Source organism: Burkholderia lata (genome assembly GCF_000012945.1).
GTDB classification, from domain to species: domain Bacteria; phylum Pseudomonadota; class Gammaproteobacteria; order Burkholderiales; family Burkholderiaceae; genus Burkholderia; species Burkholderia lata.
In genome coordinates, this window is the sequence record NC_007510.1 from 779,559 (window position 1) to 795,263 (window position 15,705).

Below are 15,705 nucleotides of genomic sequence, written 5' to 3' on the forward strand. Positions count from 1 at the left end.
ACTAGTCACGATGTTCCTTAACGCTGGCAATGAGGAGGCTGAGGCATCCCCAGACGATCAGGCCAAGGACGAAGGTCGTAAGCACGCTTCGTACTCGGTAGGGGCGCATTGCTTTGTCAGGCGCATTGGGTTGGGAGATTCTCTCCACATACAATTGTTGGCGCATCGCGTCGCTGCGGGCGGCTTCTAGGGATGCCATTGCGGAACTCAACTGCTTGTCGGCGAACTCTCGGTTTAGGGCGAGGCGCTCATAGTCGGCGCTCTTGATCGACAGTGATGTGTCGCTCTTGCCGGTCACCGTATGCGTAAGATTTGCGACCTCTGCTTCGAGATTTGCGATCTTTCCTTTCAGCGCAGGAATTTGTGGGTTGGCGGGTGAAATCAGTTGGACTTGCGCCAATTGAGTTCGATTTGAGACAAGCTCGTTCTGTAGCAGTGCGGCGCGTTGCAGTTGGAGTTCGGATTGTTTTTCCGGATCGAAAACGGACTTATTCTGTCGAAAAGCCAAAATTGATTTGGCTGCACGCTGGACGCTTTCTTCCGCTCGGTTGACCTCTATTTGTGCAACGCGGATGGTGTCTTGCATTGCGCGTGCGTTCATTTCGTTTACGCGCTTTTCACCTAGCTCTAAAAGCTTTTCGTTGAATTTCTTTGCATCCGCAGCCGCGAAACCTTCAACGCTCAGCGTGGTAATGCCGGTGTCGGTGTCGTACCGAACATCGACGCGACGTCGAAAATAGCGAACGAGATCTTCGAAGGTTGTATAGGCACCTAGAAAACCGAAGCGACTGATAAAGTCGCCGCGGCCGGAGCCATAGGCTGTCACAAAATCTTCTTTTTGATTGATTGCAGCCAATGCATCGCGAGACGTCATGTAATCGGTGACTGCATAAGCGTTTTCGCTACTGGAGCTACTCAATCCGCTGCCTTGCAGAAACGCGCCGACCAGCCCGGTTGAGGGTGTATTTTTTTGTGTACTTCGGATTACGAAAGTGGATTCGGATACGTAAAGATCCGAAGCGATAAGACCGTAGTATACGGAAACCAAAACGGTCGGCACTAACACAGTCAAGGCGAAGAGTCGATCGACGTTCTTGATTCGTTCAAGTAAGCCTTTTTCAGTCACAGGAGCGTGTGGCGTCATGTTGCTTGATGTATCTTCCAAATCCAGTTCTGATGGTGGTGAGCGTGTGATGCTCAGAGGCGATGCATAGACGAAGGGGGTATTGTGCCGGACGCTGCATTTGGCGTTGACTGGCCGCGATTTTTCGTGTACGCGTGCGCTTCGGGTTTCCTGGTGCCGGCATCCGGTGACGTTGATCGAACCTCGGGAAGTCGGCGAAGAGCAAGTCACGGATTATAGCTAGTCAAGCTACGCGAAATCAGGTCTTCGGTGCTTTGCACCACATTTTTCTTTTTCTTGTTTTGCTTGAAACATTGATGCGATAAGCTTTCGTTCCCCCAAGAGGGGGCTAGCCTACTTCGCTATCGAGCTTCATCGGTGGTGCAAGCCATCGGCGTGTGGTGTTTCTTTGTGCAGTGTAAAAACAAACGTATGTTTCGCTCCTTCCTTGCCTTACAAGGTACGGCTTCCCCATTCTTTGGCAAGCTGGCTGCCGCACTGGGCGGTCGCGGCCACTCGGTCCGACGGATTAATTTTTGCGGCGGTGACTTTGCCTATGGTGGCGAAGGCGGAGCCTGGAACTACAATGGCAAGCCAGAGATGTTGCTGGACTGGTACCAGCACATTGTGGAGCGACACCACTTTACGGACATCCTTCTCTTCGGGGATTGCCGGGCGATCCATCGTCCCATTCATACTGTTGCTCAATCCCGCGGCTTGCGAGTCCACGTCTTTGAAGAGGGCTACCTTCGTCCTCACTGGATCACGATGGAACTCTACGGAGTCAATGGTCGTTCGCTGCTTCCGCGCGATCCCGCCTGGTATCTTGACCAACGTGAGCACACTCCGCCGGCAGCACCTGGTCAACCGACGGGCTACAACTTATTAGAGCGTGCGTACCACGACATCGCTTATCGTGTTGCCAATGTAGTACATGCACGACGCTTTCCGCACTACAAAAGCCACCGTCCCAAAAACGGCTTCCAAGAGTATGCTGGCCTCGCCTATCGGGCTGTCCAGTCGCGTGTTCATCAAAAAGAAGCCAACCGGGTCACAAGCGATCTAGTCGACCGCAAGCGTAATTATTATCTGTTCCCGCTACAACTGAATTCGGATGCGCAGATCGTTGTGCATTCACCGTTTGAAGGTGTGTGCGAGGCGATATCGACCGTTTTGCGTTCTTTCGCCCGTCACGCTCCGCATGATTCATGGCTTGTCATCAAGAACCACCCACTTGATACGGGTTTGATTGCTTATAGGCAATTTGCGACTGTGTTGGCCAGGGAACTCGGTGTTGACGACCGGCTGTGTTTTATCGACGCAGGCCATCTCCCCACCTTGCTCGATCATGCTCGGGGCGTAATCGTAGTAAACAGCACGGTTGGCTTGTCCGCTGTTCACCATCAGCGCCCACTAATCGCTCTCGGCACTGCGATCTATTCGATTCCTGGTCTGACCTGGCAAGGTGGTCTTGATGATTTCTGGACGCAAGCCGACATTCCCGATACGCGTCTCTATCAAGCTTTCGTCGATTACGTGGTGCACCACACACAGATCAACGGTGATTTCTATACAAAGACGGGCATCGAAATGGCTGTTGGCGGGGTGGTCGCTCGCCTCGAGGGCGAGCATGGTTAAACACATGCCAAGTAATGTCGTCATCACGGGCGCCAGTGCGGGAATTGGCCGCGCGCTCGCGATTGCCTATGCGTCGCCGGGTGTTGTGCTGGGGCTTATCGGCCGTGATGTCGCGCGGCTCGAATCATGCGCAGCGGACTGCCGCGCGCGTGGCGCCGTGGTCGTCTTGAATTCGATCGACGTACGTGATGCCGAGGCGATGCGGGTATGGCTCGACTGCTTCGATGACGAACATCCGATCGACTTGCTTATCGCGAATGCGGGCGTTGCGAGCACCCTTGCGAATTCGCGCGACTGGGAGGGGCGGGAGCGTACCGTGCGCATAGTCGATACCAACTTCTACGGCGTAATCCATGCGGTGTTGCCGGTGATTGACCGGATGAAAGCACGCAAGCGCGGTCACGTCGCCATGGTGGCGTCGCTTGCAGCGCTGCGCGGTATGGCGATTTCGCCAGCCTATTGCGCGAGCAAATCCGCAATCAAGGCGTACGCTGATTCAGTGCGTCCACTTCTGAGGCGCGATGGTATTCGCATCGCCGTGATCTTGCCCGGCTTCGTCAAGACTGCAATGAGCGATGTGTTCCCTGGAGATAAATTATTCATGTGGAGTGCTGACCAGGCAGCTTCCTATATCCGCCGCAAGCTTGGAGCTGGCCGAGCGGAGATCGCATTTCCGGGGTTGCTTGCGTTCGGTATGCGTTTGCTGCCGCTGCTGCCTATCGCGCTTGCGGATGCAATCCTGGACCGGTTGTCGTATCTGCCGTCCGAGGAAGATCCTTCGTGATCGTCGAGTTTGGTTTCGCGTGTGCATTTGCGGCAGGGATCTCGTTTCTGCCGGACCGCCTCGCTGTTCCGCGCGGAGCAGTACGACGTCCGGTGCGTGCATATCTGCTTCACTCATTGGCGGTAGTTTTTCTTACGTCAGTCTTTCTGCTAGTCACTGCCCGTCCAATTTTTTCGGCGTCCATGGCTATTGCAGTCGTCGCACTCGTTGCGCTCGTGAGTAATGCAAAATACGAGTCGCTTCGTGAGCCGTTCGTATTCAGTGATCTCAGTCTCTTTAGTCAGCTGTTTTCGCATCCGCGTCTGTACCTGCCATTTCTGAGCGCTGGCAAAGTAGCGGCAATTGGCGTTGGCCTGCTGGCCGTAGTTGGCTGGTATCTTGCGGAGCTGCCTGTAGCTCCCCGCCCAGCAATCGTGTCGTTGATCGCAGCTAGCTTCGCATTTGTGTTGACACGGCACTATTCAAGGGCGCTGCCGCTGACGCTTGATCCAGGCATTGACCAGCAACGCCATGGCTTTTTTACCGTGTTTGTTGCGTATTTGCTGAATGGCCTGCGTCCCGCGACGTTTGACGCGTTCAGGCGTGCAACTGAGGCGAGTCCATTTGCGTTTGGTATGCGGTCAACGCGCCCCGACGTCATCGTGATCCAGAGCGAATCGTTTTTTGATGCAACGCGCATTTCACCGAGCGTTGTGCCCACATTGTTTGCGAACTTTGATCGCGCATGCAGCGAGGCGGCCAGTTACGGCGCGCTTGCGGTTCCTGCTTGGGGCGCAAATACGATGCGGACCGAGTTCGCAGTGCTGACGGGCGTACCTTCGAGTCAGCTTGGCTACGCGCGCTTTTACCCATACGCTTTTGTACGGCGCGCTTGTGGGTCGATCGCCGCTTGGTTTCGGCAGGAGGGTTATAAAACTGTCGCGGTCCATCCGTACTATGGCGATTTCTTTGGCAGGCGCCGTGTCTTCCCTTTGCTCGGATTTGAGCAATTCCTGGACATCGCATCCTTTGGCGGTGCTCCACGAGCAGGTCCGTATATCGCGGACGCGGCAGTGTTGGACACAGTGATCAACGAACTGGAGGCGCCTCGCGACACGCCGCTGTTCGTATTTGCTATGACGATGGAAAACCACGGGCCGCTGCACCTCGAGCAGGTTTTGCCTGGTGAATCGTCTTCAAGGCATACTCTCGGCGAAGATGCCTCCTGGCGCGATCTGACAGCATATCTGCGACATATTGAAAACGCAGACGCGATGATCGGGCGCTTACTAGATTATTTACGCACCAGCGATCGTGAAACAGTCGTTTGCTTTTACGGCGACCACGTTCCCGCTTTACACCATGTTTTCGAGAAACTAGGCGTTTCTCCGCAGCACAGCGACTACTTCATTTGGCGAAATTACGGCGTAGATACCCCTGAATGCCGGGACTTGGCAGCCGAGGAACTGGGGACGGCACTGCTGAGTGTGGTACAAGACGACGGAAATCGCACGGAACAGCCGTGCGCATCCGAGAAAGCGACATAAAAGATGAACAGTAAGATTGCAATAATTGGGATAGCGTGTCGATTTCCCGGGGGCGCAAACAACCCTGGCGATTTCTGGCAACTGCTGCGCGACGAACGCGACGCAGTAACCGAAATCCCCGCCGACCGCTTCGGCACCGATTTCTACCAGCACCCGTCTAAGCGCGAGCCGGGCAAGAGCTACACGTTCTCGGCCGGCGTCGTCGACAACGTCGCCGGCTTTGATGCCGCGTTCTTCGGCATTTCCCCGCGTGAAGCGGCCCAGATGGACCCCCAGCAGCGCCTGCTGCTCGAACTCGCATGGGAAGCATTCGAGGACGCGGGCGTGCGCCCGGCCGACATGCGCGGCAGCAATTGCGGCGTCTTCGTCGGTGCCGCCAGCATGGATTACGGCAACCGCAACATGGACGATCTGAATGTAATCGATCCATATTCGGCGACCGGCAATACGCTGAGCATCGCGTCGAACCGCGTGTCCTACCTGTTCGACCTGCGCGGCCCAAGCATGTCCGTCGACACGGCATGCTCGTCGTCGCTCGTCGCGCTCCACCAGGCTGTCAAGGCACTGCAATCCGGCGAAGCCGACGTGGCGCTCGCAGGCGGCGTCAACCTGCTGCTGCACCCGTTCGGTTTCGTCAGTTTCTCCAAGGCGTCGATGCTGTCACCGCGCGGCCGTTGCCGCGCGTTCGATGCGACCGGCGACGGCTATGTTCGCTCGGAAGGCGGTGCATTCGTGCTGCTCAAGCCGCTCGATCGCGCGCTCGCCGACGGCGATACGATTCATGCGGTGATCGCCGGCTCCGGCGTGAATTCGGTCGGCCATTCGCCGGGCGGCATCAGCGTGCCGGGCGCGGCCGCACAGGCGTCGCTGCTGCGCAGTGTGTACGCGCGCGCGGGTATCGATCCGCAGTCGCTGGCGTATCTCGAAGCGCACGGCACGGGCACGGCGGTCGGCGATCCGATCGAGGCGCGTGCGCTGATCGACGTCGTGTCGGGCGAGCGCCCGGCGGATCGTCCGCTGCTCATCGGTTCGGTCAAGACCAACATTGGCCATCTCGAAACGGCATCCGGCATGGCCGGGCTGCTGAAGGCCGTGCTGTGCCTGAAGCATCGCGCGGTACCGCGCTCGCTGCACTTCGTTACGCCCAATCCAGGCATCGATTTCGACGGCGGGCGTCTGCGCGTCGTCGATCGCTACATGCCGCTCGACGCAGGCGACGCGCCGCTGACGGTCGGCGTCAACTCGTTCGGCTTCGGCGGAACGAACGCACACGTCGTGCTGACGGAGGCGCCGGCTGCAAACGAGGCGTCGACGGTCGTGCCCGAGCACGAGCCGACGCAAGCGCAACTGTCTCCGCTCGTCCTGACCGCGCGCAGTGCAAATGCGCTCGGCGCGCTCGCGGGCCGCTATCTGGCGATGCTCGACAGCGGCGGTGACTGGCAGGCGCTTGCCGCTGCGGCCGCGCGTCGTCGCCAGTGGCTGGAGCATCGCGCAATCGTTGCACCGGCCGGCGTGGCGGAAGGCCGTGCGGCGCTGGCGGCACTGGCTCAGCCGGCAGCGGAAGGGTTGCCGGCATGCGTGGCAACTGGCCAAGCGCCCACCGACGCGGTGCGCACCGCGCTCGTCTTCTCTGGCAACGGCTGCCAGTGGGTCGGGATGGGCAACGAACTCTATGCGGAGAACGCCGTGTTCCGCGCGGCGCTCGACGAAGTCGACGCGCTGTGGTGCGCCGACGGCAGCCCGTCGCTCGTCGACGTGATGCGCGGCGGCCCGAGCGCGGAATGGCTGGCCGGCGCAGGTGCCGAGTGGCTTGCCGCGACGGAGAACGCTCAGCCGCTGCTGTTTGCGATCCAGGTCGGCATGATTCGCGTGATCGACGCGCGCGGGATGCGTTACGACGCGGCGATCGGCCATAGCGTCGGCGAGATTGCCGCGGCTTGGGTGACGGGCGCGCTGTCGCTCGCCGACGCGGTTCGCGTGATCAAGATCCGCAGCCGCGCGCAGGCGATGACGCGCGGCAGTGGCCGGATGGCGGCCGTCGGTATCGGCGACGCGGCGGCGCGCGAACTGATCGCGCGCCACGGGCTGGCGCGTCGCGTCGAGATCGCTGGCATCAACAGTCCCGATGCAGTAACGCTCGCGGGCGAACTGCAGGGCTTGCAGGCACTCGAGGCCGCGTTGCGCGGCAGCGGCAAGTTCTTCCAGATGCTGGATCTCGACTACGCGTTCCACAGCAGCCACATGGACCGCATCGAGACGGTCGTGCTGGCCGAACTGGCGAGCCTGCGGCCGCAGCCGGGCGACGGCACGTTCGTGTCGACCGTGACCGGCGGCGCGCTGGCCGGCACCGAGCTCGATGCCCGCTACTGGTGGCGCAACATTCGCGAGCCGGTGCGCTTCGGCGACGGCATCGCGCATCTGATCGAGCAGGGCGTCCGGCTGTTCGTCGAGGTCTCGCCGCATTCGATCCTGCGCACATACGTGAAGCAGGCATTCGCGGCCGCCGGCGCGACCGGCGCGGCGCTGCCGACGCTCAAACGCGATCACGGCAGCGCGGCCATGCTGCAGCAAGCGATTCTCGCGGCGATCGCGCACGGCGCGAACGTCGATCCCGGCCGCTTCGCGCCGGGCGAATCGCGTGCTGCATTGCCGTCCTATCCCTGGCAGCGCGACCGCTTTTGGTTGACGCCGACCATCGAAGGCTACGGCCTGGTCAATCGCCGCCGCGAGCATCCGCTGCTCGGCTATCGCCTGCACGAGCACGCATTCGCGTGGGAAAACCAGCTCGATCCGGCGAAGCTACCGATGCTGGCCGATCACGTCGTCGACGGCGGCGTGGCGTTTCCGGGGGCCGGGTACGTGGAAATGGCGCTCGCCGCTGCACGCACCTTCTTCGATACGCCGGATGCTGCGCTCGAAAACGTCGAAATCCGCACGCCGGTGGTATTCCAGCCGCAGCAGGCGAAGCTGTTCCGGCTCGTGATCGAACCGCGTACCGCGACCTTCACGATCGAGACGCGCGACCGGATGTCCGACGGCGCGTGGACGCTGAACGTGACGGGGCGAATGCTGGAAAGCGGCAACACGCTCGGCGATGCGAGCATCGTGCCGTCCGGCGTGCTCGATCGCCTGCTCGCGTTGCCCGCAGCCGACGGCGCCACGCTATATGCAAACACGGCAGCCATCGGCCTCAGCTACGGGCCGGCATTCCGCTGGGTCCGCACCGTGCGGGTCGCCGTGGATGACGGCGCGGCGCTGGCCGACATTGCCGCGCCGGCCATATGCGGCGACGCACGGGCGTTGTCCGCCTATTTGCTGCATCCGGCGCTGATGGACAGCGGGTTTCATCCGCTGTTCGCATTGCTTGCGGCGCACGCGCGCGAAGGCGAGCATCCGGCCTACGTGCCCGTGCAGATCGGCCGGGTCGACTATCTGCGCGGCGACACGGTCGAGCGGGTGCTGGTGCGGATCGACCGTCACAGCCCGCATTCGATCGTCGCGCATTTCGAATTCCTCGACGCACGCGGCGCGATCGTCGCGCGGCTCGGCGCATGCCGGTTCCGGCGCGTCGATCTCGTCGGCCGTCGGCAGAACCTGCCCGCGCGCTTCGTCTACCGCCTTGAGGAAGTGCCGCTGCCCGGCGACGTCAATGCGGCCGGTTTGCCGGCCCCCGACGCGTTGCTCGCGCATGCTGCCGCGCGGCTTGATGCGGCCGGGCACGACGGCCGCCGGACGCAGCATCTGACCGAAATCCTGCCGTTGCTCGATGTGCTGGCGAGCCTCTACGCGCTCCGCGCGTTCGATGCGCTCGGCGCATTCGCCGGTACGTGGCAGCCGGCGGCCGGGCGTGCGGCGTTGGCCACGCGTCTTGCCGACATGCTGGTCGAGGACGGTCTCGCTCATCGCGATGGCGGGCTGCTCGTGCGCGACGACGCGGCGTGCGCAGCGTTGCCGCCGCTCGACGAGCTGTGGCGCGGGTTGCTGGCCGAATCGCCGGGGCACGTGGCCGAGCTGACGCTGCTCGCGCATTGCGGCGCGGCGTTGCCGGAGGTGCTGAACGGCACGAAGGACGGCGCCCGCTTGCTGTCGCCGACCGGGCACAGCCTGGTGGAACAACTCCTTGCCGCGTCGCCGACGTGGCAGCACGTGCATGCGTTGCTGGCCGTGAGTGTCGAGCAGGCGGTCGACGCATGGCAACCGGCACGCCGGTTGCGCGTGCTCGAACTGGGTGCGACGGACGGCGACGTGCTGCAGACGCTCGGCATGCATCTCGCGGCCGCACGTTGCGATCACGCGATCGCCGCGACCGCAGGCCAACTGGCCGGGTTCGACGCGGATGCGGAAGCGGCGGTGCGCACGGTTGCGCTGCAGTCGGGCGAGCGGCTGTCGCTGGCGGCCGACGAAGCCGGCCCTTACGACCTGATCGTCGCGAACCGCGCGTTGAGCGGCCGTCACGATGTGGCCGACGCGTTGAATGCAATGCGGTCATGGCTGGCGCCGGGCGGACTGCTGCTGCTGGCCGAGTCGCGTCGCGGCCGTTTCTCCGACATCGTATCCGGCGCACAGGCTTCGTCGACGGAAGCCGATGCGCCCGTGCCGCTGACACCGGCGGATCTCGATGCCGCACTCGAAGGCGCGGGCTTCGTCGATGTCGTGCGGCACGTCGAGCAATCGCTCGATCTGGACGGCACGCCGACGTTCGTCATCGCGCGCAACCCCGCGAGCGCCGTTGTCGCGCAACGCGGCGAGGATCCGAGCGATCTCGATACGCTTGCGCGCAGCGAGCAATGGCTCGTGATGCACGCACCAGATGCCGCCGGCAGTTTCGGCGGGCGACTGGCCGATGCACTGGCGCGCGCGGGCTATCCGGCCGACATCGTCGACGTCACGCACGCGGCCGACGCGATTGCGTCGTTGCCGGCCGGACGGCCGGCGCATGTCGTCTTCTGCGCGCCGGAAACGCCGCTCGCCGAATCGGCGACGGGCGATGGCCTGATGGACGCGCAGCGTAACGGCGTGATCGCTCTTGCGGCACTCGTTCGCGCGCTCGGTGCGCAGCCGAACGCGGCCACGCGGCTGACCGTCGTCACGCGCGGCGGCGCGCCATTCGCCGGGACCGCGAATGCGCATCCGGAACAGGCCACGCTGTGGGGCCTCGGTCGCGTGCTGGCGAACGAGCATCCCGAACTCGCGTGCCGCCTGATCGACGTCGATCGAGCGGCGGACCGGATCCCCGACGCGCTGATTCACGAGCTGACCGGCGCAGCGGTCGAGGAAGAGGTCGTCCTGGGCGCACACGGGCGGCAGGTGCCGCGCATGCTGACCGCCACGCAGGCTGCGGCCCGCGATGATGGCGCGATCGCGTGTGCGGCCGTGCTCGCGTTCGACGCACCGGGCTCGTTGCGCAATCTCGAATGGTTCGCGTTGCCGGAAAGCCCGCTGGGTGACGATGAGGTGGAGATCGAGCCGGTTGCGACCGGCCTCAATTTCCGCGACGTGATGTATGCGATGGGGCTCTTGTCCGACGAGGCGGTCGAGACCGGCTTCGCGGGCGCGACGATCGGCATGGAACTGTCCGGCCGCGTCGTACGGGTGGGCAACGCCGTGACGGAATTCGCGCCGGGCGATGCGATGCTCGGCTTTGCGCCGGCGTCGTTCGCGACGCGCGTCAGGACGCGCGCGCAAGCGATTGCACTGAAACCCGAGCGGCTGTCGTTCGAGGAAGCGGCGACCGTGCCGACCACGTTCTTCACCGCGTATTACGCGCTTGTCGAACTCGCGCGTCTGCGTCGCGGCGAGCGCGTGCTCGTGCACGGCGGCGCGGGTGGTGTCGGGATCGCCGCGATCCAGCTTGCGCGCCACTTCGGCGCGGAAGTGTTCGCGACGGCCGGCAGCGACGAGAAGCGAGAGTTCGTGCGCCTGCTCGGTGCGGACCATGTGCTCGATTCTCGCAGCCTCGCGTTCGCGGACGAGATTCGTGCGCTGACGGGCGGCCAGGGCATCGACATCGTGCTGAATTCGCTCGCCGGCGAAGCGATGGTGCGCAGCATCGATACGCTGCGGCCGTTCGGTCGTTTCCTCGAGCTTGGCAAGCGGGATTTCTACGAAAACAGCCATATCGGGCTGCGGCCGTTCCGCAACAACATCAGCTATTTCGGTATCGACGCCGACCAGTTGATGGGGGCGCTGCCGGAGCTGACCGCGCGCCTGTTCGGCGAAGTGATGGCGCTGTTCGAGGCAGGCGTGCTGCATCCGCTGCCGTATCGCGCGTTTCCCGCCGAACGGGCGGAGGATGCGTTCCGCTACATGCAGCAGGCGCGGCAGATCGGCAAAGTGCTCGTGACCTATCCGTCCGGCACGCCGGCTCCGACGCGCGGCGTCGCGCGCGCGGGCTCGCTCGCACTCGATCCGCATGGCACGTACCTGGTGGTCGGCGGCACGGGCGGGCTCGGTTTCGCGAGCGCGCGCTGGATGGTCGAGCGCGGCGCACGCCGGCTGACACTGGCGAGCCGTTCCGGCGACCTCGCTGCTGCTGCACGCGAGGAAGTCGAACACTGGCACAAGACGCTCGGCGTCACTGTCGATGTTGTGTCGTGCGATGTGACCGACGCAGCGGCGGTCGATGCGATGATCGACGCGATCGTCCGGCGCGACAGCCCGCTCAAGGGCGTGCTGCATTCGGCGATGTCGATCGACGACGGCCTCGTGCGCAATCTGGACGATGCGCGCATGGCCGCGGTGCTCGCACCGAAGGTGGCCGGCGCGTGGAACCTGCATCGCGCGACGCGCGCGTTGCCGCTCGACCTGTTCGTGGTCTATTCGTCGGCGACAACCTATCTCGGCAATCCGGGGCAATCGAACTACGTCGCGGCCAACAGTTTCCTCGAGGCACTCGTCGAACATCGTCGCGCGGCGGGATTGCCGGGCACGTTCATGGCCTGGGGGCCGCTGGAGGATGTCGGCTTCCTCGCGCGTCACGCGGATACGCGCGAGGCGTTGCAGTCGCGGATCGGCGGTGCGTCGATCACGTCCGACGAGGCGATGGTCGCGCTCGAGCGCGCACTGGTGGCGGGCGCGGCCGGCGAAGCCGTGGTCCGGCTCGACTGGCATGCCGTGGCACGCGGGATGCCGGCCGCGAAGGCGCGCCGGTATTCGTTGCTGCAATCGCATGCGAAGGGCGGTGATGCGCGCGACGGCGGCACGCAACTGCGGGAAGAAGTGCTGGCGTTGCCGCGTGACGAAGCGATCGCGCTGGTTGCCCGGACACTGCAGGGGCAGATCGCGCGGATCCTGCACATGACGCCGGATCGCATCGCGCTCGACAAGTCGGTGCTCGACATGGGCATGGATTCGCTGATGGGAATGGAACTCGGCCTCGCGGTCGAGGAAGCGTTCGAGGTCAAGCTGTCGGTGATGGCAATAGCCGAGGGCGCGTCGGTGACGACGCTGGCCGGACGTATCGTCGATTCGATCGGCGCATCGACCGATGCGGACGCCGGTTCCGCGACGGATGCCGCTCAGGAAGCCGTCGCGGCGCTCGCGGCGAAGCATGCGATCGACGGCGAAGCGCGTGCGATGCTCGATACGCGGCAGGCGCCCGTCGCGGGCCAGGCGTCGCCGACGCTGGAGGTCGCGCGATGAGCGCGCCGTCCGGCTGGGCAACGAGTCAGGGCACGCTGGCACGTCCGCTGGCGATCGACGGTCACGGGCTGCACACGGGGCGCCGGGTGGGCGTGCGGATCCTGCCCGTGCGTCCGGAAGAGGGTGTGACGGGGATCGCGTTCCGTCGCGTCGCGCAGGGGCGCACGCTCGCGACGCTGCCGGTCGATCCCGCGCTGCGCCGCGCGCAGCCGCTGTGCACGATGCTGCGCAACGCCGACGGCGTCGGCGTTCGCACGATCGAGCATCTGCTCGCATCGCTGCTCGCGTGCGAGATCGATCATGCGATCGTCGAGATCGATGCCGAGGAAGTGCCGATTCTCGATGGCAGCGCTGCGCCTTGGGTGGATGCCATCCGCGCGTGCGGCCGGGTCGCGCTCGATGCGCCGAAACGCTTCATCCGCGTGCTGCGGCCCGTCGTCGTCACGGACGGCGAGGGCGACCAGCGGCGCGAAATGCGGATCGAACCGGCGCCGCGTTACGAACTGAGCGTGCGCAACGACCTGCGCGGCTTCGGCGACATGCACTGGGACGGTGCGCTGACGCCGGCCGCATTTGCGACCGAAATCGCGCCGTCGCGCTCGTACGGCCGCGTGAAGTGGGCGGTACCCGCGATCGTCGCCGGTTACCTGCGCGGGGTGCCGATCCTGCGCGGCGCGCGGCCGTCGTGCACCGCGTCCATCGTCGGCAATCGCGTGCTGGGCGGGATGCGGCTGCCGGAAGAGTTCGTCCGGCATCGCGTGCTCGACCTGGTCGGCGATCTGGCGCTGGCCGGCGCGCCGCTGCTGGCGCGCGTGAGCGCGCTGCGGCCGAGCCACGAGATGAATTTCCGGCTGGTGGACGCGCTGCTGGCCGAACCGGATGCGTGGCAGTGGGCCGAGTTTCCCGACGCGTGACACCACGCTTTTTCATGACGCGCGGCGTAACATAGCGTCTTTTCGAGATACAGCGAAGGAAGCAATGGCACTGGGAGAGCATCTTCGCCAGCAACTGGCGGCGAAAGCGCTGAAACGGCAACTGGAGCGCGCAACTGATGCTGCCGCGGCACCGGGCGTGCCGGGCACGCTGGCCGCGCAGACCGCATCGGCGCGCAGCCGCTTCGAATCGATGCCGCAGTATCAGCAGGTCCGGATCATGCGCGAGATGGGCGAGAAGCTGCGGGTCGACTCGCCGTTTTTCCGTGTGCACGACGGCGTGGCCGGTGCGACGACGCAGATCGGCGGCCGCGAGTACCTGAACTTCGCGAACTACAACTACCTCGGCCTGGCCGGCGATCCGGCCGTGTCGTCACGCGCGAAAGCCGCGATCGACCGCTACGGCACGTCGGCTTCCGCGAGCCGGATGGTCGCGGGCGAGCGCCCGGTGCAGCGCGACCTCGAGCGCGCGCTGGCCGCGTTCTACGAGACCGACGACTGTGTCGCGTTCGTGAGCGGCCATGCGACGAACGTGACCGTGATCGGCGCGCTGTTCGGCCCCGGGGATCTGGTCGTCCACGATTCGCTCGCGCACAACAGCATCGTGCAGGGTGCGCAACTGAGCGGCGCGAAGCGGCTGAGCTTCGCGCACAACGACTGGCAGGCGCTCGACGAACTGCTGTCGCGCGTGCGCCGCGAATACCGGCACGTGCTGATCGCGATCGAAGGGCTGTACAGCATGGACGGCGATTTCCCCGACCTGCAGCGCTTCGTCGACGTGAAGACGCGCCACGGTGCCTTCCTGCTGGTCGACGAGGCGCATTCGCTCGGCGTGCTCGGCGCGACCGGCAAGGGTATCCGCGAGCACTGCGGTGTCGCGCCCGACCAGGTCGACATGTGGATGGGCACGATGAGCAAGACGCTGGCCGGTTGTGGCGGTTTCATCGCCGGCTGTCAGCCGCTGGTCGACATGCTGCGCCATCTGGCGCCGGGCTTCCTGTACAGCGTCGGGCTCGCGCCGACGCTCGCCGAAGCATCGCTGGCTGCGCTCGAGCGCCTGCAGGCCGAGCCGCAGCGCGTTGCGCAACTGCAGGCGCGCGGGCGGCAGTTCCTGACCGAGGCGCGTGCCGCGGGGCTGAATACGGGCACGAGCGCCGGGTTCGCGGTCGTGCCGGTGATCACGGGGAGCTCGCTGAAGGCCGCGCAATGGGCCAATGCGATGTTCGACGAAGGGATCAACGTGCAGCCGATCTTCTATCCGGCCGTCGAGGAAAAGGCGGCGCGCCTGCGCTTCTTCATCTGCTCGACGCACGAGCCGGAGCAGATCAGCCGGACGGTCGCCGTGTTGTCGCGTCTCGCGGGGCGCAGCGCATGACGCTGGCCGGCGCGTTCGCGCAAGCGGTTCCGCGCGCCGGTGAGCGCGTGCGGTTTCGCTCGGCCGATGCGGGCGACGCGGCAGCGTGTGCACCGCTTGTGTTTGCGTCCGGCGTGGCCGAATTCGGGTTCTTTCTCGGCGAAAGCGACGCACGCTGCATCGCCTTCCTGCAGCAGGCGTTCCGGTCGCGTCACGGGCGCTTCTCGTGGCGCCGGCATCGTGTCGCGGTCGCCGACGACGGCGCCGTGCTCGCCGTGATGGCGATTCACGACGGGCAGCAGACGATGTTCGACGACGTGCATGTCGTGTGGGCACTGGCGCGTTGCTTCGGCGTGCGCCGCACGATTGGCCAGTTGTTGCGCGGGCTGATCCTCGAAACGGAAATTCCGGCGCCGAAGCGCTCGCAGATCCTCGTCGCGCATTGCGCAACCGACGAGCGGCAGCGCGGCACGGGGATCTTCAGCGCACTGTTTCGCGATGCGCTGGACACCGGCGCATTGCCCGGCGACGGCAGTCGCGACGTCGTGCTCGACGTGCTGACCCGCAACGTGCGGGCCCGCGTGCTGTACGAACGGCTCGGATTCACCGCGCTGCCGCGGCCGCGTGCCCGTTCGCGCCGGCTACCGGCCGAACTCGATTCGATCCGGATGCGGCTTTCTCGCCGCGTCTGACGGCGCGAATGACAG

Annotated in this window: 8 protein-coding genes; 7 read left to right on the forward strand and 1 reads right to left on the reverse strand. The window is 64.5% G+C overall.

Annotation, left to right across the window (positions count from 1 at the left end; all coding sequences use genetic code 11):
* Window position 1 precedes the first annotated feature (1 nt).
* Complete coding sequence (locus BCEP18194_RS09415; RefSeq protein ID WP_244272926.1) at window positions 2-1,165, reverse strand: hypothetical protein; 1,164 nt, start codon at window positions 1,163-1,165, stop codon at window positions 2-4.
* Window positions 1,166-1,555: 390 nt separating this feature from the next.
* Here BCEP18194_RS09415 and BCEP18194_RS09420 point away from each other — a divergent pair, with 390 nt between their 5' ends.
* From BCEP18194_RS09420 to BCEP18194_RS09450, 7 genes are all read left to right on the forward strand, one after another.
* Entirely contained in the window at window positions 1,556-2,761 is a 1,206-nt protein-coding gene (locus tag BCEP18194_RS09420; protein WP_011351054.1) for a capsule biosynthesis protein, read from the forward strand.
* Complete coding sequence (locus BCEP18194_RS09425; protein ID WP_011351055.1) at window positions 2,754-3,545, forward strand: SDR family NAD(P)-dependent oxidoreductase; 792 nt, start codon at window positions 2,754-2,756, stop codon at window positions 3,543-3,545. The genes BCEP18194_RS09420 and BCEP18194_RS09425 overlap by 8 nt, the downstream gene beginning before the upstream one ends.
* Window positions 3,542-5,071 (forward strand): LTA synthase family protein, encoded by a 1,530-nt coding sequence (locus BCEP18194_RS09430; RefSeq protein WP_011351056.1) that lies wholly within the window; start codon window positions 3,542-3,544, stop codon window positions 5,069-5,071. Before BCEP18194_RS09425 ends, BCEP18194_RS09430 begins: the two co-directional genes overlap by 4 nt.
* Window positions 5,072-5,074: 3 nt before the next feature.
* A complete protein-coding gene (locus BCEP18194_RS09435; protein ID WP_011351057.1) occupies window positions 5,075-12,712 on the forward strand; it encodes a type I polyketide synthase in 7,638 nt (2,545 codons plus the stop codon).
* Window positions 12,709-13,626: a UDP-3-O-acyl N-acetylglycosamine deacetylase gene (locus tag BCEP18194_RS09440; RefSeq protein ID WP_011351058.1), complete on the forward strand. Its 918-nt coding sequence runs from the start codon at window positions 12,709-12,711 to the stop codon at window positions 13,624-13,626. The genes BCEP18194_RS09435 and BCEP18194_RS09440 overlap by 4 nt, the downstream gene beginning before the upstream one ends.
* Before the next feature lie 64 nt (window positions 13,627-13,690).
* Complete coding sequence (locus BCEP18194_RS09445; RefSeq protein WP_011351059.1) at window positions 13,691-15,019, forward strand: aminotransferase class I/II-fold pyridoxal phosphate-dependent enzyme; 1,329 nt, start codon at window positions 13,691-13,693, stop codon at window positions 15,017-15,019.
* A complete protein-coding gene (locus BCEP18194_RS09450; protein WP_011351060.1) occupies window positions 15,016-15,690 on the forward strand; it encodes a GNAT family N-acetyltransferase in 675 nt (224 codons plus the stop codon). Before BCEP18194_RS09445 ends, BCEP18194_RS09450 begins: the two co-directional genes overlap by 4 nt.
* The last annotated feature ends 15 nt before the right edge of the window (window positions 15,691-15,705 follow it).